The organism is Kribbella sp. CA-253562 (assembly GCF_050942265.1).
GTDB lineage: Bacteria > Actinomycetota > Actinomycetes > Propionibacteriales > Kribbellaceae > Kribbella.
Map to the genome: position 1 here is coordinate 809,093 of NZ_CP192049.1, position 23,191 is coordinate 832,283.

Annotated in this window: 10 protein-coding genes; 8 read left to right on the top strand and 2 right to left on the bottom strand. The window is 70.2% G+C overall.

Annotated elements, in window-relative coordinates; genetic code table 11:
• Positions 1 to 35: 35 nt before the first annotated feature.
• The 7 genes from ACQPXM_RS03925 (at position 36) to ACQPXM_RS03955 (ending at position 18,925) form a co-directional block, all read left to right on the top strand.
• Positions 36 to 10,610 (top strand): calcium-binding protein, encoded by a 10,575-nt coding sequence (locus tag ACQPXM_RS03925; protein ID WP_432944824.1) that lies wholly within the window; start codon positions 36 to 38, stop codon positions 10,608 to 10,610.
• Between the two features lie 67 nt (positions 10,611 to 10,677).
• A complete protein-coding gene (glgX, locus tag ACQPXM_RS03930; protein WP_432944826.1) occupies positions 10,678 to 12,795 on the top strand; it encodes a glycogen debranching protein GlgX in 2,118 nt (705 codons plus the stop codon).
• On the top strand, positions 12,792 to 15,209 hold the full coding sequence (gene treY / locus ACQPXM_RS03935) for a malto-oligosyltrehalose synthase (protein WP_432944828.1): 2,418 nt from the start codon (positions 12,792 to 12,794) through the stop codon (positions 15,207 to 15,209). Before glgX ends, treY begins: the two co-directional genes overlap by 4 nt.
• Before the next feature lie 2 nt (positions 15,210 to 15,211).
• Positions 15,212 to 16,963 carry a malto-oligosyltrehalose trehalohydrolase gene (gene treZ / locus ACQPXM_RS03940; protein WP_432944830.1) on the top strand — a complete coding sequence of 584 codons (1,752 nt, stop codon included), beginning with the start codon at positions 15,212 to 15,214 and terminating at the stop codon, positions 16,961 to 16,963.
• 216 nt (positions 16,964 to 17,179) lie between these two features.
• Positions 17,180 to 17,377, top strand: a complete 198-nt coding sequence (locus ACQPXM_RS03945; RefSeq protein ID WP_432944832.1) for a hypothetical protein — start codon at positions 17,180 to 17,182, stop codon at positions 17,375 to 17,377.
• Positions 17,378 to 17,621: 244 nt separating this feature from the next.
• A complete protein-coding gene (locus ACQPXM_RS03950; protein WP_432944834.1) occupies positions 17,622 to 18,062 on the top strand; it encodes an Hsp20/alpha crystallin family protein in 441 nt (146 codons plus the stop codon).
• 209 nt (positions 18,063 to 18,271) lie between these two features.
• Positions 18,272 to 18,925: a hypothetical protein gene (locus ACQPXM_RS03955; protein WP_432944836.1), complete on the top strand. Its 654-nt coding sequence runs from the start codon at positions 18,272 to 18,274 to the stop codon at positions 18,923 to 18,925.
• Between the two features lie 127 nt (positions 18,926 to 19,052).
• Here ACQPXM_RS03955 and ACQPXM_RS03960 read toward each other — a convergent pair whose 3' ends face one another.
• Positions 19,053 to 21,101: a penicillin acylase family protein gene (locus ACQPXM_RS03960; protein ID WP_432944838.1), complete on the bottom strand. Its 2,049-nt coding sequence runs from the start codon at positions 21,099 to 21,101 to the stop codon at positions 19,053 to 19,055.
• Between the two features lie 108 nt (positions 21,102 to 21,209).
• Between ACQPXM_RS03960 and ACQPXM_RS03965 the strand changes: the two genes are divergently transcribed.
• Entirely contained in the window at positions 21,210 to 21,668 is a 459-nt protein-coding gene (locus ACQPXM_RS03965) for a GNAT family N-acetyltransferase (protein WP_432944840.1), read from the top strand.
• Here ACQPXM_RS03965 and ACQPXM_RS03970 read toward each other — a convergent pair whose 3' ends face one another.
• On the bottom strand, positions 21,669 to 23,174 hold the full coding sequence (locus tag ACQPXM_RS03970; protein ID WP_432944842.1) for an alpha-N-arabinofuranosidase: 1,506 nt from the start codon (positions 23,172 to 23,174) through the stop codon (positions 21,669 to 21,671).
• Positions 23,175 to 23,191 lie beyond the last annotated feature (17 nt).

Consider the following 23,191-nt stretch of genomic DNA (forward strand, 5'->3'; position numbering starts at 1 on the left):
GGGGAGCGCGGGCCCGGGGCCGCGGGGGTGAAGTGATGGGTCTGCTGCGTCCTGTCCAGGTACTGGTCCGTGCTCGATTGACGGCGGTGGTCACCGCCTTCTCGTTGCTGATCGGGCTGCTCGTCTACTCGCCGTTGCCGGCGCGGGCTGCCGACAACGGGGTGAACCAGTTGCTCGGGTTCCTCGGCTCCGGTGGTGAGGCGGGCAGCCTCGCGGCGTGGACGACGGGGCTCGCCTCCGTCGACAAGCTGAAGGAACCGCTGCCGCTGGTCGGGGCGAGTCCAGGGGGACTGCTCGGGCTCGACGACCTCTTCCTGGAAGCGGTCGCCAAGCAGTTGCAGTCGGCCACGGACTTCGGGGATCTCGAGGTCGACAAGGACATCACCGTGGCGGGCGGGCGGACCGGGCATCTGAAGACGTCGGTCAGCGACCTGGGCGACGGCAAGAAGCTCGACGTCGTCGTGACGGTCGACAAGACCGTCACCGGGCAGGATCTGCGGCTCAGCAACGCCGACCCGAAGGTGGAGCTGTCGGTCGCCGACGGTGCGACCGTCGCGCTGAAGGCGCGAATGGCACTGAGCGCGGTCTGGACAGGCGCGGGCGACAACAAGGTCTACCTCGTGCACGACGCCGCCACCCCGCGGCTCGACGTCGACGCGCACGCGAGCATCGACAACGCGGCCGCGAAGGCGGCGATCGGCATCCTCGGCGTCTCGCTGACCGGTTCGAACCTCGACGTCGACGCGCACTTCGCGGGCAAGCTCAACGACCCGAACAACGACGGCAAGCTCTTCTTCGGCGCCACCGGCGAGCTCGGTCAGGCCGGCTCGCTCGACGGACTGCTCACCGTCGGTCTGGACGCCGAGGGCTCGCTGCCCACCGACAACACCGACCCCAACAGCAGGGGTTCGGTGCACGGCACGTTCCAGTTGGGCGCCGCGGCGTCCGGCGTCCCGGGTCTCTCGCTGCCGGACGGCATCAGTACGACGGTCAAGGTCGACTGGAACGACATCGGTACCGGTACGCCGACCGTCAGCGCGCCCGACCTGGCCGCGACCGTCGGCAAGTTCCAGAACATGAGCCTGCAGGACCTCGCCGAGGGACTCGCGCAGGTGATCGCGACCCTGACGGCCGTGCAGAAGGCGAAGTTCGACCCGGACGGCGACGGACCGCTGCAGCCGGTCGGCGACCTCGACCTGCCGTTCATGAAGGGCACGCTGGCCGACGCGATCCAGGTCAACGAGGTGCTGAAGAAGTTCCTCACCGACAACACCGTCGCCGCGCCGGGGCAGCCCGGTTACGTCCCGGGCACTGACCCGGCGCAGTACGGCAAGCCGAAGTTCGCCTCATTGCAGGAGCTGATCGCGCTGCTGGAGCAGGCCTCCGACATGGACCTGGGCGACCTCGTCTGGGACGCCGGCAACAGCAAGCTCGTGCTGCCGCTCAGCATGTCGAAGCAAGCCCCGGCCGACCCGGTCGAGCTCGACCCGGTCAGCATCGAGGCGTCCGGCAAGGTCGCCGACTACGAGGCGAAGACGCTGACCGTGGTCGGTGCCGGCTGGCAGCCGAACCAGTGGCTCGGCCGTCGCGTGGTCGCCGGTACGTCGGCCGGTGAGGTGGTCGGCAACGACGCCAAGACCATCACGCTCAAGCAGGACTGGATCGGCGGCGTGCCGGCCGACAACACGCCGTACGTGATCGCCGGGCCGGAGCCGCACGTCGGCGCGGTCACGTTCGCGAACACGATCGACCAAGGCGGCCACGGCATCGTCAACGCGAACGCCGACCAGACGTTCGCCAAGGTGAAGCCGTCGTTCGAGGCCGCGCTGACCCTGGTGCTCGACCTGCAGGACCCCAAGACCGGCAACGCCTGCATCGGTTTCCTCGGCAACACCGAGGCCTGCCCGTTCACCCAGCACAACGGCCCGCTCGACACCGTCGTCCCGTCGCTGCCGTTGAACACCGACCGGGTGCTGATCCGCACCGGCTCCAACCTGTTCTCGGCGGACTTCCCGATCGAGACGGGTATCAACCTGACCGCCAACGCCGGCTTCTTCAAGGTGAACCTGGCCGGTCAGCTGAAGGTCTGCCACTCGGGCCTCGGGGAGACCTGCCCGGCCGGTACGCCGCAAGGCCACATGCTGAGCGTCGGGCTCAAACAACAGGGTGACGCCCAGCACGACCTGCGGCTGTCCCAGCTGTTCAAGCAGTTGGTGGACGCCCCGGCCCAGCTGCTCGACGTCGACGTGAACGTACGCGCGTACGCCGACGCCACGGTCAGCATCCCGGACGCCGAGCAGTTCCTCCCGGCCGGGGCGACGACCGAGTTCACCGCGAAGTGGACCGACCTGACCGACGCGGACACGCTGAGTCTCGACACCGGCGACCTCGCCGAGGTGTTCAAGCTCGACTTCGACGCCGACGACCCGAAGGCGCTGTTCACCGCGCTGATCAAGACCCTGCAGACACTTTCGAAGCAGCTCGCCGAGGCGAACACCTCGGCCGGTTCGGGAGTGTTCGACAAGGAGGTTCCGGGCCTCGGCAAGTCGCTGCGTGACCTGCTGATCAGCGACGAGTCGAACAGCGGCAAGGGCGTCAGCTACGGCGCGAACACCGTGCTCGACGAAACACGGACCACGGGCAACTTGTTCACCGACGCCCTGATCGGCCGGACCGTTGTCGTCGGCACCCAGGTCGGCGTCGTCGAGGACGCGTCCGACGACGGCAAGACGCTGACCCTGACCCAGCCGTGGGCCTCGCCGCCCGCATCCGGTACGGCGTACAGCATGCGTTCGGCGCTCGACGACGCCACCGACCGGCTGCTGGCCAACACGCCGGACAGCCTGCAGGACGCGGTCGAGTTGCTGAACCAGGCGCTCGGCACCGACAGCGTGAAGTTCCGCTACCTGGAGAAGGACGGCAAGCCGAACCTCGTGCTGGCCGTGGACTGGAAGCGCGACTACCGCACCGCCGCGCCGATCAAGCTCTCACTCGGCAGCCTGAACGGCGGTGACCAGAGCTTCGCCGGCGCGCAGGCGACCGGCCAGGCCCAGGTGGACGTCACCGGCCAGGTGAAGGTCGGCCTCGTCATCCCGCTGGAGGCCGGCGACGGCCCGGCGGACGCGACGGCGCTGAAGGTGCTCGAGGACTCCTCGATCAGCGTCGGCGCCAAGGCCAAGCTGGAGAACGGTGTCGTGCAGGGTGTCGTCGGGCCGCTGTCGGTGTCGCTCGGCAACCCGGCCGCGGACGCTCCGGCCGCGGAGAAGGCCCAGGCGCGGGCCGACCTGAGCATCGCGCTGGCCAAGTCCGGCGCGGCGGCCGACACCCCGGTGTCGTTCAGCGACTTCCTCGGCGCGGTCGGCGTGAACTTCAACGCCACCAACGGCACGGTGACCTGCGGCGAAACCCTGCAGACCCCGCTGATGGTCTGCGGCAACCTGCCGATCTACCTCAACAACACCGGGACGGACGCCGGGTGGGCGCCGATCGGCACGATCGCGCTGCGGGTGCCCGACTCCACGAACCCGGCCGACCTCGCCGACCTGGACGACAGCCTGCCGGCTCCGGACGCGGCGAAGAAGGAACTCGAGCTGCCCGCGGACCTGGGCACCAAGCTGGCCGAGGCGCTACTCGACTTCGGCAACTTCGGCGACGGCCTGGAGAGCTACCTGGCGCAGATCGAGCAAGCGTTCCGTACGGCGAGTCTGGGCGGCAAGCTGCCCCTGGTCGGCGAGGACCTGCAGCAGGGCGCGGACTTCATCGGCGACCTGCGCACTCAGCTGCGCAACTCGATCTGGAACGAACTGCCCGGCGCGGGCCGGCCGGCCAACTCGCAGGAGTTCGCGAACTTCATCACCGACAAGCTCGCCGTCGAACTCGCCAAGGTGAAGATCGCCGCCACCGACGTCAAGGTCGAGTTCGACTGTACGGCGACGCTGGCCAAGGCCGCCGCGCCGACCGTGACGGCCAACCCGGCCGACGCGGGCACGGCGACGTACGAGTACAAGGTGGTCGCGTACCAGGGCTCGGGTGAAGGAACCAGTGGGGACACGATCCCCAGCGATCCGGGCCAGACCACGAAGGGTGCCGGCACGCTGGGCGGTGAGAACTTCAACAAGGTGACCTGGACCCCGGTCGACAAGGCGGCGGGCTACAAGATCCTGCGCAAGGGACCTGGCGAGACCGAGTTCCAGCTGGTCAAGAAGCTCGGCAACGTGCTCAGCTACGACGACCACGGCGACACCGGTACGGCGTACCAGGCGGTCGAGAAGGAGCCCGGCCTGGCTCAATGCCCGCTGGACCAGATCAGCGGTGCGTACCTCGACTTCACCGCCCAGCGCGGCAAGGTGAGCGTCGACAAGGGCTGTGACAGCACCGGTGCGCCTCAGGCCTGCCTGAGCAAGCCCATCCCGCTCGACATCGGCATCCCTGGGCTTGCGCTGCGTGGCGTGGACAAGGACGAGAACGGTGCCAAGGCCAAGGGGGTCACCGTCGACGCCGGCTTCGCGCTGCACTTCCGGCTCGGCCTGACCAAGGCGGACGGCTTCTTCGTCAGCACGCGGGACGGCTGGGGACCGGACAACAAGGCTCTGCCCGAGCTGCAGGTGGGGATGGCGTTCGACCTGCAGGACAACACCAAGCTGCTGGCCGAACTGGCCTTCATCAAGGTGAACATCACCAAGGACGAGGAGAACGCCGACGTTCCGTTGTTCCACGGCGCGTTCCAGATCGACCTGAAAGCTCCGGGGCAGACCGAGAGCTGCTTCAAGGGCACCGAGGACGTCTGCACGCCGCCCAGCGACGAGAACGCGGGCAAGGTGAAGTTCTCCGAGCTCGGCGACGCCGCCGACCTGTTCGGCGTCTCGCTGGCCGGTGCCTTCGACCTGGACCTGGACCTGGAGGCGCAGGTCGATTCCGCCTTCCCCGGGGTGCGGGCGAACTTCGAGCTGCAGTGGACCTTCGACAACAACGCGCCGGACAAGTCGGGTGCGCCGTACATCGCGTTCAAGGACGTCGGGATCAGTGCGGGCAGCTTCTTCGAGGGGCTGCTCGGGGACGCGGTCAAGGAGATCAAGCGGGTCACCGGACCGCTGCAGCCGGTCGTCGACACCTTGTACGCGCCGATCCCGGTGCTGTCCGACCTGAGCCGGATGGCCGGTGGTGACGACGTCACGCTGATGACGCTGGCGAAGTCGTTCAGCACACTGACCGACGGACCCCAGCTGGAGTTCGTCGACAAGATCAAGGCGGTGATCGAGTTCATCAACCGGCTGCCCGGCTGCTCCGACGCGGTGAACGACTGTTACGTGCCACTGGGCAGCTTCGAGCTGTCCGGGCAGAAGGCGCTGGACACCAGCAACTCGCCGACCACGGCGGACTCGATGTACAGCAAGGTTCTCGACAAGGACGGCGGCGAGCTGACCGAGGCCGACGGTGACGCGGTCAAGGCGGCCCTCAACGACAAGAACGAGACCGGCGGCCCGGACGCCAAGGACGTCTTCGGCACCGGCAACGGGCTGGCCGAGAACAAGGGCGACGCGGAGAAGTCCGGGTTCAGCTTCCCGATCCTGGACAACCCGGCGAACGCGTTCAACCTGCTGATGGGCGGCGACGTCACGCTGGTGGAGTTCGACTCCGGCCCGCTGACGCTGGGCTTCAGCTGGCGGCAGTCCTTCGGCCCGGTCTACGCGCCGCCGCCGGTGTTCGTGACGCTGGCCGGCTCGGCTTCGGTGAGCCTGCGGATGGTCGCGGGCCTGGACACCTACGGCATCCGCAAGGCCGTCGAGGCGGTGCAGAACGGCGGCCCGGTCACGGCGATCGACGTACTGGACGGGCTGTTCTTCAAGACGGTCGACAAGAACGGTGCGCCGCTGCCGGTGGTGCAGCTGACCGGTGAGATCGCGGCCGGTGCCGCGGTCAGCGCGGTGATCATCACCGTCGGCATCGAGGGCGGGCTGCGGCTGACGATCAACTTCAGCTGGAACGATCCGAACGACGACGGCAAGTTCCGGGTCAGCGAGTTCCTGCACGCGGCGCTGAACAACCCGCTGTGCCTGTTCACCACCAGCGGCCGGCTGTCGCTGTTCCTGCGGGTCTACATCACCATCGGGGTGAGCATCTTCTCGGTGTCGTTCAGCTTCACGCTGGCCGACGTGACGCTGCTCGACTTCTCGCTGGCGCCCGACTGCTCACCGCCACCGCCGAAACTGGGCGGCACGGTGGACGACACGCTCGTGGTCTTCGCGGGCAAGTTCGGCAAGACCGAGCAGCGCGGTGATCCGTGGAGCAACGACGAGGCGGCGGTCGAGAAGGACACCGTCAAGGTGATCTCGCTGCACTACGCGCAGACCACGGCCGATCCCGAAGGTGACGACGGCGGCTTCGACGGCTTCGCGGTGGAGATGCTCGGCGAACGGCGCGAGTACCACGACCCCGGCCTGAAGCGGGTCGTCGTGGACGGCGAGGGCTATGCCAAGCCGATGGCGGTCACGTTCACCGGCGACGGCAAGAAGACCACCGGCGACGACGCCGGTGACACTCCGGCGGAGTTCGACAAGGACGCCGTGGTGATCGGTGGCAAGGGCAACGACGTGATCACCACCGGCCGCGGTCTGTCGTACGTCGACGGCCGGGAAGGCAACGACATCATCGCGACCGGCGACACCGGTGGAGCGACCTCGAAGGCGACGGTCGCCGGTGGTCCCGGCGACGACACCATCACCGTCGGCAACGGCGACGCGCGAGTGGCCGGTGACGCCTCGCTGGGTGCGGACCGCAGCGCGCAGACCGTCACGCACAACCCGCAGGACTCCGAGGACGACGACAAGACCACGGATCTGACCGGGGTGTTCAACTGGAAGTCGATCCCGGACCCGACCGGTCTGGCCGACGGCCCGACGCCGGGCGACGACACGATCAGTCTCGGCCTGGGCACCAACACGGCCCGCGGTAACGCCGGCAACGACAAGCTGGCGGTCGCGGCGGACCTGCCTGACGGCTCGAAGAAGGCCGGTGTGAACACGCTGGTCGGCGACGGCGGCAGCGACCGGATCACCGGCGGCACGAACGCCGACCGGATCTTCACCGCCGCCGGGGACGAGTTCGGGGTCGACGCGGCCGGACCGGCCGACAGCGACCCGAGCGCCGAGGACAAGATCGCCCGGAACGTCGTGGACACCGGCACCGGCAGCGACCAGGTCTGGGGCAGCACCGGCATCGAGGCGGTCACCAGCCATTCGCTCGGCGACCAGGGCGCGACCATCCGCGGTGGCGACGACAACGACGTGCTCACCGGCGGCTACGGCACCGACGCGGTCTACGGCGGTCCCGGCGACGACTACGTGATCGCCGAGCCCGCCGAGGTAGGGCCGGTGACGGGTGTCGACAAGCCGGACACGGTGGCGTACGGACCACTGCGGGACGTGGTGAAGTTGCCATTGCCGGCTGGAGTTCCGTCGAACGCCAAGACACTGGTCGGTGGCCTCGGCAACGACCACGTCGTCGGCGGCGACGGCCCGGCCACGGTGTTCGGTGACCAGCGGATCGACGCGGAGAAGTGCGCCACCGGTACGCCGGTGGCCTCGGACCCGGTCGGCGAGAGCACGAGCCAAGCGACCGGCGACGGCAACGACCGCATCACCGGTGGCGCGGGCGTCGACACGGTCTCGGCCGGTGGCGCGAGCGACCTGGCTGAGCTTGCTGGCGGCAACGACCTGGTCTGCGGCCAGGAGGGTGTCGACACCCTGCGCGGTGGCGGCGACGCTGACAAGGTGTTCGGCGGCTCCGACGGCGACGTCCTGTACGGCGACGCCGGCCTGGACCAGGTCTTCGGCAACACCGGCGACGACGTCGGCTACGGCGGCACCGAGGCCGACGTGGTCGAGGGCAACAACGGCAAGGACTGGATCACCGGTGGCGCCGGCAACGACCTGCTGTACGGCGGGACGCGGGCGGCGGGCCGGACCGACAACGGCGACGACGACCTGTCCGGCGACGTCGGCGACGACCGGCTGATCGGCGACAACGGCACCGTGGACGACCCGGCGAACCCGGGCGACTCGGCCGCCGTACCGCTCGATCTCGACGGTGACACCCCGGCGGCCGGCGCCGGTGACCGGCTCAACGGCGGCGACGACCAGGACACGGCGTACGGCGGTCTGGGGGCCGACCTGGTGAACGGCAATGGCGGCGACGACCACCTGGAGGGCAACAACGCCGCGGATGTCGTGCACGGCAACGACGGCGAGGACGCGATCGCCGGTGGCTCGTTCGAGCAGGCCGCGGACGGCGTCGGGCGGCCGGACACCGGTGACCAGCTCTTCGGCGACGCCGGACCCGACCTGCTGACCGGCGACAACGCCGTACTGGCGCTGACGACCGATCCGGCGGCGACCACGCCGGTCACCAGGCAGCGCGGGTTCGCCCATGGGCACACGGTCTCGCTGCTCGACCTGGGCGCGGCTCCGGCCGCCAACACGTCCGGCAACGACCAGATGTCCGGTGGCGACGGGCAGGACGTGCTGTACGGCCAGGGCGGCGAGGACCGCGCCAAGGGCGACGGTGACGACGACTACGTCGAGGGCGGTCAGGCGAGCGACTGGGTCGAGGGCGACCTGGCCGACGACGACCTGGTCGGCGGCAGCTCGACACCGCTGAGCGGGACCGGAGCGGACACCGCCGGGCAGCCGGACACCGCGGACGTGATCTTCGGTGGACCGGGTGACGACGTGGTGGCCGGTGACAACGGGCGTGTACTGCGACCCGCGGCCGGGCAGACGCCGACCCGGGTGACGGTCCGGCTGGGCACTGAGCCCGGTGTGCCGATGGCGACCCGGATCGTCGACCGGTACGACCTCGGCAGCAACCGGCTGGCGGTTCCGCCGGCTGACAGGTTCGGCGCCGACCGGGTGTCCGGTGGCGACGGCGTGGACGTGGTCTACGGCCAGGACGGCACCGACTACCTGTCCGGTGGCGCCCGAGCGGACTACGTCGAGGGCAACGGCGGTGCGGACGTCGTCCGCGGCGACCTGTCGCTCGCCGGCGACTCGCCGCTCACCACAGTGCCGCCGCTGGCCGACCCGGGCTGGCCCGGTACGCCGAGCGCGGCGGCCGTGCTGGAGGGCGCAGCCGGTCCGGACGGTCAGGACGACCTGATCGGCGGCAGCTCGGCCAAGGGGTTCCGCGACACCGGTGACACGATCGAGGCCGATGGCGCCGACGACGTGGTGCTCGGTGACAACGGCTCACTCGTCCGGACGGTCACCGGCCAGACCGAGCGGGTGTACGCCGACCGCTACCCGAACGGCGCCCCGCCGGCCGGCGCGACGGTGGCCCGCACGCACGACCCGGACCTCGGCGAGCCGAGCACCCGGTTCTGCACCGAGGCCCAGGCGACCTGTGAGGTGGCGGGCGCGTTCGGCGCCGACACCCTGTACGGCGAGGCCGGCGATGACGGCGTCTGGGGCCAGGACGGCAACGACACCATCCTGGGCGGCTCCGAGGACGACGACCTGTACGGCGAGCTCGGTGACGACACCGTGTCCGGCGAGACCGGCGAGGACGCGATCCTCGGCGACCGCGGCGGCGTGGTGAACCAGCACCTCGACACCGGCGACGCCCCGGCGCAGTTCAGCGTCTCGCTGAACTCGCCACCGGCCGAGACCTACGTCGGGTTCCGGCGCGGCGGCTACGACCGCCGGGTCGACCTCGAGCACGACGTGGACGGTGACCAGTGGATCGGTACGTCGACCGGCGCGGAGATGCCGCACGACGGCATCGCCGAGGGCGGCCGGGACCAGCTGCGCGGCGGGCCGGGTGCCGACCACCTGCACGCGGGCTTCGGCGACGACCTGGCCAACGGCGACAGTGGCGGTGACCAGGTCTTCGGCGCCGACGGTGAGGACGTGCTGTGGGGCGGCAAGGGCTGTGACCCGGTCCTGGACGCGGCCACACCGGACTGCCTCGCCAACGGCGTGTTCGACGCCGACGCCCGCGGGACGAACGACAGGTTCGTCGACCACGTGTTCGGTGGGGTCGGCGAGTCCGACCCGGCCGAGCAGGACGTGAGCGGCTCGGACCTGCTCGACTTCAACCCGCGGGGCACCTACCCGGGCAGCTGTGCGCCGGGCGACTGGCCGGTCACCACGAACGGCGTGACCGTCGACCCGTGCCTGTGGTTCCAGCTCACCGGCAAGGCCGACGACACGGCCGACCCGGCCACCCTGGCGAACAACCAGCACCACCAGGGCACCGACTGGCAGTACGGCGGCTGGGACCGGGACGTCCTGCAGGGCGACGTCGCGCAGAACGGGCCCAACCCGGGCGACCGGCTGCTCGACTGGAACGGCGCGTACAACCTGTACACGCACTGCAACGCGGCGTACGGAGGGTTCAACGACGTCCGGCAGCACTCGCCGGCGATGCAGAACTTCCTCCACAAGCTCGCCTGGGGCTCCGGCGCCGGACGGGCCGGGACCGACGTGACCACGGCCGGCACCTCGGCGTACCGGGAGCTGGCGCTGACCTACAACCAGGACCACGGACACGGCACCGGTACGGCGTACCCGGGCACTCCCGGGCACTTCGACGACCCGGTGGCGTGCTCGGACTGACAGAGTTCACCGAGGCGAAACACGCCACCGTTCTCCGGGAGGGGGTAGGGATGGGTACCGTCGTCGCGTGCAGAAATGGCCTGGTCGTCCCTATCCCCTCGGAGCCACGTACGACGGCTCCGGTACGAACTTCGCGCTGTTCTCGGAGGTTGCCGAACAAGTTGACCTGGCATTGATCGCTGACGACGGGTCGGAGCAGCTGGTTCAGCTGACCGAGGTGGACGGGTTCGTGTGGCACGCGTTCCTGCCCTCGGTGCAGCCGGGCCAGCGCTACGGCTACCGGGTGCACGGACCGTACGACCCGGCCGCCGGTCACCGCTGCAACCCGTCGAAGCTGCTGCTGGACCCGTACGCGAAGGCCATCGACGGGCAGATCGACGCCGACGAGTCGCTGTTCAGCTACCGGTTCGCCAAGCCCGACGAGCTGAACACGATGGACAACCGCGAGCACACCATGCTCTCGGTGGTCACCAACCCGTTCTTCGACTGGGGCAACGACCGCCCGCCGGGGCACGCCTATCACGAGACGGTGATCTACGAGGCGCACGTCAAGGGCCTGACCAAGACCCACCCGGGGTTGCCGGAGGAGATCCGCGGCACGTACGCCGGGATCGGGCACCCGGCGATCATCGAGCACCTCAAGGAGCTCGGGGTGACCGCGATCGAGCTGATGCCGGTGCACCAGTTCGCCCAGGACGGGCACCTGCAGGAGCGCGGCCTGTCCAACTACTGGGGCTACAACACGATCGGGTTCTTCGCCCCGCACAACGCCTACTCCTCGACCGGGACCCGCGGGCAGCAGGTGACCGAGTTCAAGACCATGGTCCAGGCGCTGCACGAGGCCGGTATCGAGGTGATCCTCGACGTGGTCTACAACCACACCGCCGAGGGCAACGAGATGGGCCCGACGCTGTCGTTCAAGGGCATCGACAACGCGGCGTACTACCGGCTCGTGGACTCCGACAAGCGGCACTACTACGACACCACCGGCACCGGCAACAGCCTGCTGATGCGGCACCCGCACGTGTTGCAGCTGATCATGGACTCGCTGCGGTACTGGGTCACCGAGATGCATGTGGACGGTTTCCGGTTCGACCTGGCCGCCACGCTGGCCCGGCAGTTCCACGAGGTGGACCGGCTGTCGGCGTTCTTCGACCTGGTCCAGCAGGACCCGGTGGTCAGCCAGGTGAAGCTGATCGCCGAGCCGTGGGACGTCGGCGACGGCGGCTACCAGGTGGGCAACTTCCCGCCGCTGTGGACGGAGTGGAACGGCAAGTACCGCGACACCGTGCGCGACTTCTGGCGCGGCGAGCGGTACACGCTGGCCGAGTTCGCCTCCCGGCTGACCGGTTCGTCGGACCTGTATCAGGACGACAGCCGCCGGCCGATCGCCAGCATCAACTTCATCACCGCCCACGACGGTTTCACGCTGCGCGACCTGGTGTCGTACAACGACAAGCACAACGACGCCAACGGCGAGGGCGGCCGCGACGGCGAGAGTCACAACCGGTCCTGGAACTGTGGTGCGGAGGGGGAGACCGACGACGCGGCGGTGCTCGCGCTGCGGGCCCGCCAGCAGCGCAACTTCCTCACCACGCTGCTGGTCTCCCAAGGGGTGCCGATGCTCGCCCACGGCGACGAGCTGGGCCGGACCCAGAGCGGCAACAACAACGTCTACTGCCAGGACAACGAGATCGCCTGGGTCGACTGGAAGCTCACCGACGAGCAGAAGGACCTGCTGGAGTTCACCCGCGTCCTGGTCCGGCTGCGCAACGAGCACCCGGTCCTGCGCCGGCGCCGGTTCTTCCACGGTGACCAGGGGGTGGACGGCCTGGGTGACCTGGTCTGGTTCACGCCCGAGGGCACCGAGATGCAGGACGGCGACTGGGGCCGCGACGACGCCCGGGCGATCGCGGTGTTCCTGAACGGCGACGCGATCTCCGAGCCGGACCCGCGCGGTGAGCCGGTGGTCGACGACTCGTTCCTGATCCTGATGAACAGCGACCACGAGCCGCAGGACTTCCTGCTGCCCGCGAAGGAGTACGGCGAGTCCTGGACGGTTGCCGTCGACACCACCACGGCGACCGGTGGCGCGAGTGAGGAGCCGCGGGTGGCCGGCAGCACGATCACGCTCGAGGCTCGCGGCACGCTGGTCCTCACCCGTCCCCGGCGGGCCGGGCAGTGACAGCGGTCCCGCAGTCGACGTACCGGCTGCAGATCAACTCGGCGTTCGGGTTCGACGACGCGGCCGCCGTGGTCGAGTACCTGCACGACCTGGGGGTCTCGCACGCCTACCTGTCGCCGATTCTGCAGGCTGCTCCGGGCTCCATGCACGGGTACGACGTGGTCGACCACAGTCGGGTGTCGGAGCCGGCTGGTGGGCGCGCGGCGTTCGACCGGCTGACGGACAAGCTGACCGAGTACCGGATGGGCGCGATCGCCGACGTCGTACCGAACCATGTCGCGGTGCCGACGCCGGCGCGGCTCAACAAGGCGCTCTGGTCGGTGCTGCGGGACGGGCCGGGTTCGCCGTACGCGGACTGGTTCGACGTGGACTGGGGCTCGGGGAACCAGCCGCTGCTGATGGCGGTGCTCGGCAACCGGATCGGCAAGGTGCTGGCCGACGACGAGCTGTCGGTCGACCGGAGCGGTGATGAGCCGGTCCTGCGCTACTACGAGCACGAGTACCCGCTGCGGCCTGGGACAGAGCACCTGCCGATCGACGAGCTGGTCACCGCGCAGTGGTACCGGCTGGCCCACTGGCGGGTCGCCGACGAGGAGCTGAACTACCGGCGCTTCTTCGACGTCGACACCCTGGCCGCTGTCCGGGTGGAGACGCAGGAGGTCTTCGAGGCCACCCACGAGCTGCTGTTCGCCCTGCTGCACGAGGGCAGGCTGCACGGGTTCCGGATCGACCACCCGGACGGCCTGGCCGACCCTCGCGGCTACCTGCGGCGGCTGGCCGAGCGGACCGGCGGTGCGTGGGTCGTGGTGGAGAAGATCCTCGAGGGCGACGAGCAGCTGCCCAGCGACTGGCCCTGCGCCGGTACGACGGGGTACGACGCGCTGCTGCGTGTCGGCGGCCTGTTCGTCGACCCGGCCGGCGCGGCGCCGCTCGCGGCGTACCACTCCGAGCTGACCGGCCAGCCGGCCGACTTCGGGCCCGTGGTGGAGGAGGCCAAGCGCGAGATCGTCGAGCACGGCCAGTACGCCGAGGTGCACCGGCTGGTCGAGCTGCTGGCCCGGATCTGCCAGGACGACGTGCGGCTGCGCGACCACACCCGCCGGGCCTTCCACGAGGTCGTCGTCGAGCTGCTGGTGAACTTCGACCGGTACCGCGCGTACGTCGTACCGGGGGAGCCGGCGCCGGCCGAGGCGGTCGAGGTGCTGGAACACGTGGCCGAGCTCGCCCGGCGCAACCTGGACGACGAGCAGCAGGAGACGCTCGACCTGGTCCGCGACCTGCTGCTGGGCCGGGAGGCCGGGACCGCGAGCCGGATCGACGAGCAGGCCCGCCACGAGCTGATCGTGCGGTTCCAGCAGACCTGTGGGCCGGTGATGGCCAAGGGCGTCGAGGACACCGCGTTCTACCGCTGGTTCCGGCTCAGCTCGCTGAACGAGGTCGGCGGCGACCCGGAGCACTTCGGTGTCTCGCCGGAGGAGTTCCACGCCTACGCCGGCCGGGTGAACGAGACCTGGCCGCGCACGATGACCACCCTGTCCACGCACGACACCAAGCGGTCCGAGGACGTCCGGGCCCGGCTGAGCGTGCTGTCCGAGCAGCCCGCCGCCTGGATCGAGGCGGTCCGGTCGTGGCGGGCGATGACCGAGGACCACCGTGGCCCCCTGCTCGACGGCAGCTCGGAGTACCTGATCTGGCAGACCCTGCTCGGGACGTGGGACGACGGGCCGCTGGCCGAGGACCGGCTGCAGGCCTACCTGCAGAAGGCGATCCGCGAGGGCAAGCGGCACACCAGCTGGACGTCGCCGGACAGCGAGTACGAGGAGGCCGTGGCTGCCTTCGCGACCGCGGTCCTGGCCGACGACGCCGTGCTCGAGTCGGTACGGCGGTTCGCCGACGCGCAGGCGCCGTACGTGCGAGCGGCGACGCTCGGGCAGAAGCTGGTCCAGCTGACGATGCCCGGCGTACCGGATGTCTACCAGGGCAGCGAGCTGGTCGACCTGTCGCTCGTCGACCCGGACAACCGGCGTCCGGTCGACTACCAGGAGCGGATCCAGCGGCTGGCCCGGCTGGACGCCGGGAAGCAGCCTGCCGACCTGGCGGACGAGAAGCTGCTGGTCACGTCCCGGGCACTGCGGCTGCGCCGGCAGAACCCGGAGGCCTTCACGGGCAGCTACACCCCGCTGCCGACGTCCAACGGGCATGCGGTGGCCTTCGCTCGCGGGGACGCGGTGATCACGCTGGCGACCAGGCTGCCGGTCGCGCTGCACCGGCTGGGTGGTTGGGGTGACTCGACCGTCGTGCTGCCGTCCGGGGAGTGGAAGGACGTGTTGACCGGCCGCACGCTGGGTAGTGGGGCGGCCCGGATCGACGAGCTGCTGGCTGACCTGCCGGTGGCCCTGCTCGCAAGGAGCTGACCATGAACACCTCTGGGCACACCTCTGGCCACACCTTCACCGTCTGGGCGCCTGACGCCTCCGCCGTCTCCCTGGTGCTGTCCACCGAGCAGGTGGAGATGAGCCGTGCAGACGACGGTTGGTGGTCGGCGGAGGTGGAGGACGCCGGGCACGGGACCGACTACGCCTTCTCGGTCGACGGCAGCGACCCGATGCCCGACCCGCGCAGCGCCTGGCAGCCGTTCGGCGTACACGGGACCAGCAGGGTGTTCGACGCGTCCCGGTTCGAGTGGGGCGACGCGGAGTGGACCGGGCGGGATGTGCGCGGCGCGGTGTTCTACGAGCTGCACCTGGGGACCTTCACGCCAGAGGGCACGCTGGACGCCGCCGCGGACCACCTCGACTACCTGGTGGCGCTCGGCGTCCAGGTGGTGTCGCTGCTGCCGGTGGCGGCGTTCCCCGGCAAGCACGGCTGGGGCTACGACGGCGTCGACCTGTACGCCGTCCACGAGCCGTACGGCGGGCCGGAGGCGCTGCAGCGGTTCGTCGACCGGTGTCACGCCGTCGGGCTGGCGGTCTGCCTGGACGTCGTCTACAACCACCTCGGACCGTCCGGCAACTACCTGGACTCCTTCGGCCCGTACTTCACCGACAACCACTCGACTCCGTGGGGTCCGGCGGTCAACCTGGACGACAAGGGGTCGGTCGAGGTCCGGCGGTGGATCTGCGACAACGCGCTGCGCTGGTTCCGCGACTTCCACCTGGACGCGCTGCGGCTGGACGCCGTGCACGCGTTGCAGGACGACAGCCCGCAGCACCTGCTCGCCCAGCTCTCCGAGGAGACCGCAGCGCTCTCGGCCGAGTTGGGACGGCCGCTGGGGCTGGTGGCCGAGTCCGACCTCAACGACCCGCGCATGGTCGAGCCGGTGGCCGAGGGTGGACTGGGCATGACCGCGCAGTGGAGCGACGACTTCCACCACGCGCTGCACACGCTGCTGACCGGTGAGAGCGCCGGGTACTACGAGGACTTCGCCAAGCCCGGCGTGTTCGAGAAGACGCTCACCCAGGTGTTCCTGCACGACGGGTCCTACTCGTCGTTCCGCGGCAAGGACTGGGGGCGGCCGGTCGATCCGGCCCGGCACCGCGGCTCGGCGTTCCTCGCCTACACCTCGAACCACGACCAGGTCGGCAACCGCGCGCTGGGCGACCGGCCGGCGCTCACGCCGGGCCAGCTGGCGATCGGGGCCGCGCTGGTGATCACCTCCCCGTACACGCCGATGCTGTTCATGGGCGAGGAGTGGGGCGCGTCGACGCCGTGGCGGTACTTCACCGACCACGAGGAGCCGGAACTGGCCGAAGCGGTCCGGACCGGGCGCCGGGAGGAGTTCGGCGCGCACGGGTGGACCGCGTCGGAGATCCCCGACCCGCAGGACCCCGAGACCTGGCGGTCGTCGGTGCTGGACTGGACCGAGGTGGACCAGCCGCCGCATCGCGAGCTGCTCGCCTGGTACCGCGATCTGCTGGCGCTCCGGGCCCGCAGCGACGACCTGCGCGACGACCGGCTCAGCTCGGTCTCGGTGACGTCGGACGTGGACGGCGACTGGCTGGTGGTCGGCCGGGGTGCGCTGCGGGTGGTGGTCAACCTGAGCGAGGCCGAGCGGGTGGTGCCGGTGGACGGGCGGCCGTCGTACCAGGTGATGGCGTTCGGCTCGGCCGAGGTGGTGGCGGATGGTGTCCGGCTCGGCGGGCACTCGGTGGCGATCTACGCGGTCTGAGACGGCCATGACACCGGCCTGACACGGCGTTGTCTCGCGGTTGACGCCGAAACAGGTCTGGACAAAGTCGGGCAAATCTGGCGTCGGAGTCCGGATCCCGGTAGCTCCTGCCCGAATCCCTTGTGCTGTGGGGGTCTGGTGACCGACTGTGGACTGTACCGGCCTGTTGAGCAGCAGCAGGAGGGGGGTCACCGGGGGGTGACAGGGAGGACAAGCGTGACTGTTGGAGGCGTTGACACCTACTACGACTACGACGACAAGCAGTGGAAGAGCAGGAGACTGGGTGGCGGCCCGATCCGTCGCGGCCCGGTCTGCCCGGCGCCACGGACCGTCGAGCACCAGCCGGCCGAGCGGCGTACCGCCGGCCGGGAGCACGCAGCCCGGGACGAGAAGGCCAAGCAGGTCCTGAGCTGATCGACCACCCGCCGGCCGGCTCCGCCAGATCCTGCCGGTGGTTCTGACCGACACATCCAGCCGCCGGCGCCTCGGCGCCGGCGGCTTCGGCCTGTCTCCGGGGGTTTCGGCCTGCCCCCGGAGCGCCGCCCGCAGGTCGTCGCTGAAAGGATGACAGCAGGACTTGTCATCTTTCCGATGACGCGGTAGAACAGTAGTGCGTGTTGACACCGAAGCAACTGTCGACGCCAGGAGGTGGAAAACGATGTTGATGCGCACCGATCCCTTCCGTGAGCTGGACAGGCTGACCCAGCAGTTGCTCGGCGGGCCGTCGTCCGGCACCTGGTCCCGGCCCGCGTCGCTGCCGATGGACGCCTTCCGCAGCGGCGACGAATATGTGATCGCCTTCGATCTTCCGGGTGTCACACCCGACGCGATCGAGCTGAACGTCGAGCGCAACGTGCTGACGATCAAGGCCGAACGGCGCCCCGTGCAGACGCCCGAGGGCGTCGAGCTGCAGATCGCGGAACGGCCGCTGGGGGTCTTCTCCCGCCAGCTGTTCCTGGGCGACTCGCTCGACACCGACCGGATCCAGGCGGCCTACGCCGACGGCGTGCTGACGCTGAAGATCCCGGTCGCCGAACAGGCCAAACCGCGCAAGATCGAGATCGGTGCCGCCGAGGGCCAAAAGCAGCTGAACAGCTGACGGCCGGTCCCGGCCCCGGTCGCTGGAAGGTGGTGATGCCCTGACAGTCGGTCGAGTTCCACGTTCCCAGAGACCAGGACGGCTGCCCGGCGGCGACGAGGCGGTGCACGAGCGCACCACAGCCGCACCCGGGCGCACGGGCTGCCGCCGGCAGCCGTCCGTTCCCTGCCCGTCGTAGTTTCGTCACCAGGAAGGATGTCTTGCACCCCGTGACCGTCGCCCCGCCATCCCGGACGCTGCCGACCCCGATGCTGGCGCGGGCCTTCCATCCGATGTTCGCCCTGTACGCCGGTGTGCTGGCCGGCGCGGCTCTGATCTTCGACCTGCTCTACCTGATGGTCGGCGGCGGTGTGCTGATGGCCGCCCTCTACACGTTGCCGGTGACGGCCGGTCTGGTCGCCTGCCTGGTCGCCGCGGCCGACGAGCTGCGGCTGGACCGCGCGGCTGTGCGCGCCGCCGTACTGCTGGCCGGCGGAGCAGGACTGACCAACGCCTTGTACCTGGGTGCGATCGGCAGCATGCGAGCAACGGATCCGTCCAACTGGGCCACGGGCGCCGCCTCGGTCCTGCTGAGCTGCGTCGCTGTGCTCTCCGCCGCTCTCACCCTTCACCAGACCCGTCGCCTGGCCGCGCTGGCCACTCCGGCACCGCCCACCGCGCCCACCGATCCGCTGGCGCCCGCGCTCACCTGGACCGCTCCGGCTGCGCCTGCCCCGCGCCCGGCGTACGTCGAGCGTGTCAATCCAAGCCTCGCCGCACTGGTCAACCGGACCTTGGTCGACCAACCCGCGGTCGAACAGACCCTGGTCGACCCGGCCGGCCAGACCCTCGTCCTGACCGCCGACCGACCGGCGGCCGCCTGAACTTCCCTCCCGGTGGCACCCCTGGCCAGTACTGCCGCCACCGAAGAGGCAGCGATCTGCTGCGCTGCCTGGCGACCCGGGCACCTGCCCCTGACCCCTCGACCCCCGGTGCCCGGGTCGCCGCCTGCTACTCCGGTGTGAGCTGGTCCCAGTCCGTCACGATCGGGGCCAGCTCGCCACGCAGCCACAGCGGGAGCTGGTCGTGGTGATGCCGATCGCCCAGTACGCCGGACGCTCCCAGTGGCACACTCCAGCCGCTCTTCGTGCGGTCGCCGAGGTCCCACGCGTACCGGGCCACGGACGCCCGGACGCAGACGTCCGTCACGCCGGGCACGCTCGTCGTGGACAGCACGCAGTGGTGGTCGCCGGACAGGGCGAGGTCGATCGGCTGCTCACCGCGCGCGAACAGCGGACCGCGGATGACCTGCAGCGGCGACAATTGGTGGGTCTCACCCCACGGTCCCCGCGGCTTCTTCGCGGCGACCTCCTCCAGCGCATCGCGCGCCAGGGCCGGGATGTCGATCGGCAGCAGGTCCGTCGCCAGCAGGTTCTCCAGGGCGAACGCGACATGTGTCATCAGGTCGAGGTACGGCAGGAACATCTCCGGCGCGTCGACCTCCTCGAGCGCGGCCAGCGCCGGGTGCTCGGCGATCCGCCGGCTGAGCGACCTGCGGACCGCGGCGAAGCTCGATGCCGTCGTACTGTCCGCGTCCATCCGTCGGTCCCAGGCGCTCAAGCGATCACGGAGTTCGACCGCCTCGGCCGACAGGTCAGACAGTTCACGCAGCAGGTCGAGGATGCTGCCGGCCGATCCCAGCCAGGTGTCGGTGTGCACGGCCGGCATGTCCTCGACCGTCCATCCGTCGCGCGCGGTGAGCAGCTCGCGGATCCGGCGGGATCGGTGCGGCGCGGCGAACTCGACTCCCAGCGGCGCGGCCAGCCCCCGCTCGTTCGCCATCACGGCCACTCCGTCGACTGTTGCCCTCGGCATCGGATCGATCCAGCCGTCCCACTCGTGCTTACGCTCCCACGCCGGTACGACGCGCAGCCCGTTCTCCGCGTCCCGCAGTGGCACCAGCCCCGCCGTTCGGTGCAGCAATCCACCCGACGTGTCCGCGGCGAGCACGACGTTCACCGGCTCGATCCAGTCGTCGAACGCCGCGTCGACCGCATCGACGGTAGTTGCCCGTAGCAACTGTGGGATGGCCGAGAAGCCAAGCCGGCCGGTGACCCGCGGCGGATACCGCAAGCTGACCGCGCGATCCGCATCCGGCCCGCCGATCACGACCGGCCCGCGCCCGGTCTCGATGACCTCGACCCGCACCGCGTCCCCGCCCAGGACCTCGACCGTCTCCGTATGCCTGGCGGCCACCCGCCACCCGTCCGGCCCGAGCGCCTCGACCTCGCCACCCGTCCGCCGAAGCCGTTCGTCGTAGAGATCCTGGTAGTCGGCCGATGCGTTGGTGATCGCCCACGCGACCTCACCGGCATGACCGAAGTGCGCCACCCCGGGAACACCGGGCACCGCCAGCCCCAGTACGTCGTACTCCGGGCAGGCGAGCCGGATCTGCTGGTAGACGCCCGGGCTCTCGACGTACCGGTGCGGGTCGCCCGCGACCAGCGCCGTACCGGTCGCGGTCAGAGCGCCCGGGATCAACCAGCCGTTGCTGCCCGAGGTCCGCGGCCCTTCGCTGGTGAACAGGTTCATCGCAGCGTCGCCGAGGTGCCGCGCGACGTGTTCACGCCACAGCTTGGACGGGAAACCCGTGAACAGGATGTGCGCCGCGGCCCAGATCCCCAGCGGCACCCAGGGCTCCCATCTCCCTGGAACGACACCGGTCGTCGCGAACTCCGGAGCCCGCGCGGCGCCCACGGGCAGGCCCTCGTTGACCCCGACGACGTACGCCTCGACCCATTCCCGGGTCGCGTCGTCGAGCTCGCGGAAACACCGTTCCGCGGTATCGGCCAGCCGGGCCTGCCGGGCGAAGGTGTCCCACACCACTGCTTCCGGCCCGAGGAAGGCGGCCGTCTCGCCGAGCATTCGCCGTCGCGCCGCTTCGATCTGCCAGGCACGGTCGGCCGCGACGTTGCGGCCCTGCACGCGAGCCAGTTCGACATGGTCGCCGGCGCGCAGATGCGGCACTCCCCAGGCGTCCCGGTAGACCGTGGCGTTCACGCGTGTCCTTTCGGGCGGACCGACAGCTCAGCGGCTGTGCAGCGGTCGACTGCCCGTCCATTCTCGGTGACGGGCGTGTCTGCACCCGTTCCGGGTTAGCGTGGTCAGGTGATCCGTCCGATCAACCCGGCCGACCCCGGGCTCGCCCCGCGGTTGCTCGAAATCCAGCATCGCGCGTACGCCGTCGAGGCCGCTCTGATCGGCTTCGACGGGATCCCACCACTGCAGGAGGACCTGGCCGGCCTGATGGTGTCGACCGAGCACTGGCTCGGCTGCTTCGAGGACGGCCAGTTGGTCGCCGCGGTCGCCTACGAGTTCCCCGACCACGAGACCGTCGACATCACCCGCCTGGTCGTCGACCCGGCGTACGCGCGCCGCGGCCACGCGCGGGCGCTGCTCGACGCACTCGACGACCTGGAACCCCGCGGTGTCTCGCTGGTCTCCACCGGCACCGCGAACACCCCGGCCGTCAACCTCTACCTCGGCCGGGGCTACCGGGAGACCGAGCAGGTCGAGGTCGGGCCGGGGGTCCGCATCACGAAATTCCGCCGCGAACGCGTGCTCTGATCAGTCCGCCGACAGGCTCAGCGCGGTCCACGAGACGGCCGGCAGGGTGACCGTCAGCTGTCCGTCCTCGAGCTTCACGGTGTCGTTGGCCTGCGGGACGACGCGGTCCGGCTGGGCGGCCGAGTTCACCGCGAGGCGGTCGTCGTCGGCCATCGTGAGCGCCTCCCGTACCGAGGTCACCCCGGCGCGGCCGAGGTCGACGGTGACGGTGACCGGCGTGTCCAGCGACCGGTTGACCAAGAACACCGCCAGCTTGCCCTCGTCGTACGTCGCCACCGCGTCGACCGCGGGCACGTCGCCGAACTTCTCGGTGGGCACGGTCGGCGACGAGGTCTCGACCCGCAGCACCTGACCGGCGGCCAGCCGGGAGGTGATCGCGAACGGGTGGAACGTCGGCTGCCGCCAGGCCGGGCCGTCCGGCTCGGTCATGATCGGCGCGATCACGTTCGCCAGTTGCGCCAGGCACGCAACGGCGACCCGGTCGCTGTGCCGCAGCAACGAGATCAGCAAGTTGCCGACGACAACGGCGTCGGTGAGGTTGTACTCGTCCTCGATCCGCCGCGGCGCCACCTCCCAGGCGTCGGCCGGGCCGTCGGTCAGCCGCGAGCGGTCCTTGTACCAGACGTTCCACTCGTCGAACGAGATGTCGATCCGCCGGTCGCTCTTCAGCTCGGCGCCGACGTGATCCGCGCTGGCGACCACCGCGTCGATGAAGCGGTCCATGTCGACGGCCGACGCCAGGAACGAGGCCGGGTCGTTGTCGTCGTCGCCGTAGTAGGCGTGGCAGGAGATGTGGTCGACCAGCTCGTAGCACTCCTGCAGCACCTCACGCTCCCAGGTGCCGAAGGTCTTCATCCCGGAACCGGACGAGCCGCAGGCGACCAGTTCGAGATCGGGCTCGACCATCCGCATCGCCCGCGCCGTCTCGGCCGCGATCCGGCCGTACTCCGTGGCGGTCTTGTGCCCGATCTGCCAAGGCCCGTCCAGCTCGTTGCCCAGGCACCACAGTTTGATCCCGTACGGCGACGCGGCGCCGTGCTCGGCGCGCAGGTCCGACAGCGCCGTACCGCCGGGGTGGTTGGCGTACTCCTGCAGGTCGAGCGCCTCCTGGACGCCGCGGGTGCCGAGGTTGATCGCCATCATCGGCTCGACCCCTGCCTTCGCGCACCAGCGGACGAACTCGTCCAGGCCGAACTGGTTGGTCTCGATGCTGTGCCAGGCCAGCTCCAGCCGGCGCGGGCGGTCGGCCTGCGGACCGACTCCGTCCTCCCAGCGGTAGCCGGAGACGAAGTTGCCGCCGGGGTAGCGGACCAGCGAGACGCCGAGTTCGCGGGTCAGCTCCAGGACGTCCTTGCGGAAGCCGTCCTCGTCGGCGGTCGGGTGGCCGGGCTCGTAGATGCCGGTGTAGACGCAGCGGCCCATGTGCTCGACGAAGGTGCCGAAGGTGCGCCGGCTGACGGGGGCGACGGTGAACGAGGGATCGATGGACAGTGAGGCAGAAAGCACGAGGGAATGCTCCTTGG

What these genes read in the sequence shown, in the direction of transcription:
- treZ (WP_432944830.1), top strand. Translation starts at nt 15,212, where the DNA reads ATGAACACCTCTGGGCACACCTCTGGCCACACCTTCACCGTCTGGGCG.
- ACQPXM_RS03925 (WP_432944824.1), top strand. Translation starts at nt 36, where the DNA reads ATGGGTCTGCTGCGTCCTGTCCAGGTACTGGTCCGTGCTCGATTGACG.
- ACQPXM_RS03950 (WP_432944834.1), top strand. Translation starts at nt 17,622, where the DNA reads ATGTTGATGCGCACCGATCCCTTCCGTGAGCTGGACAGGCTGACCCAG.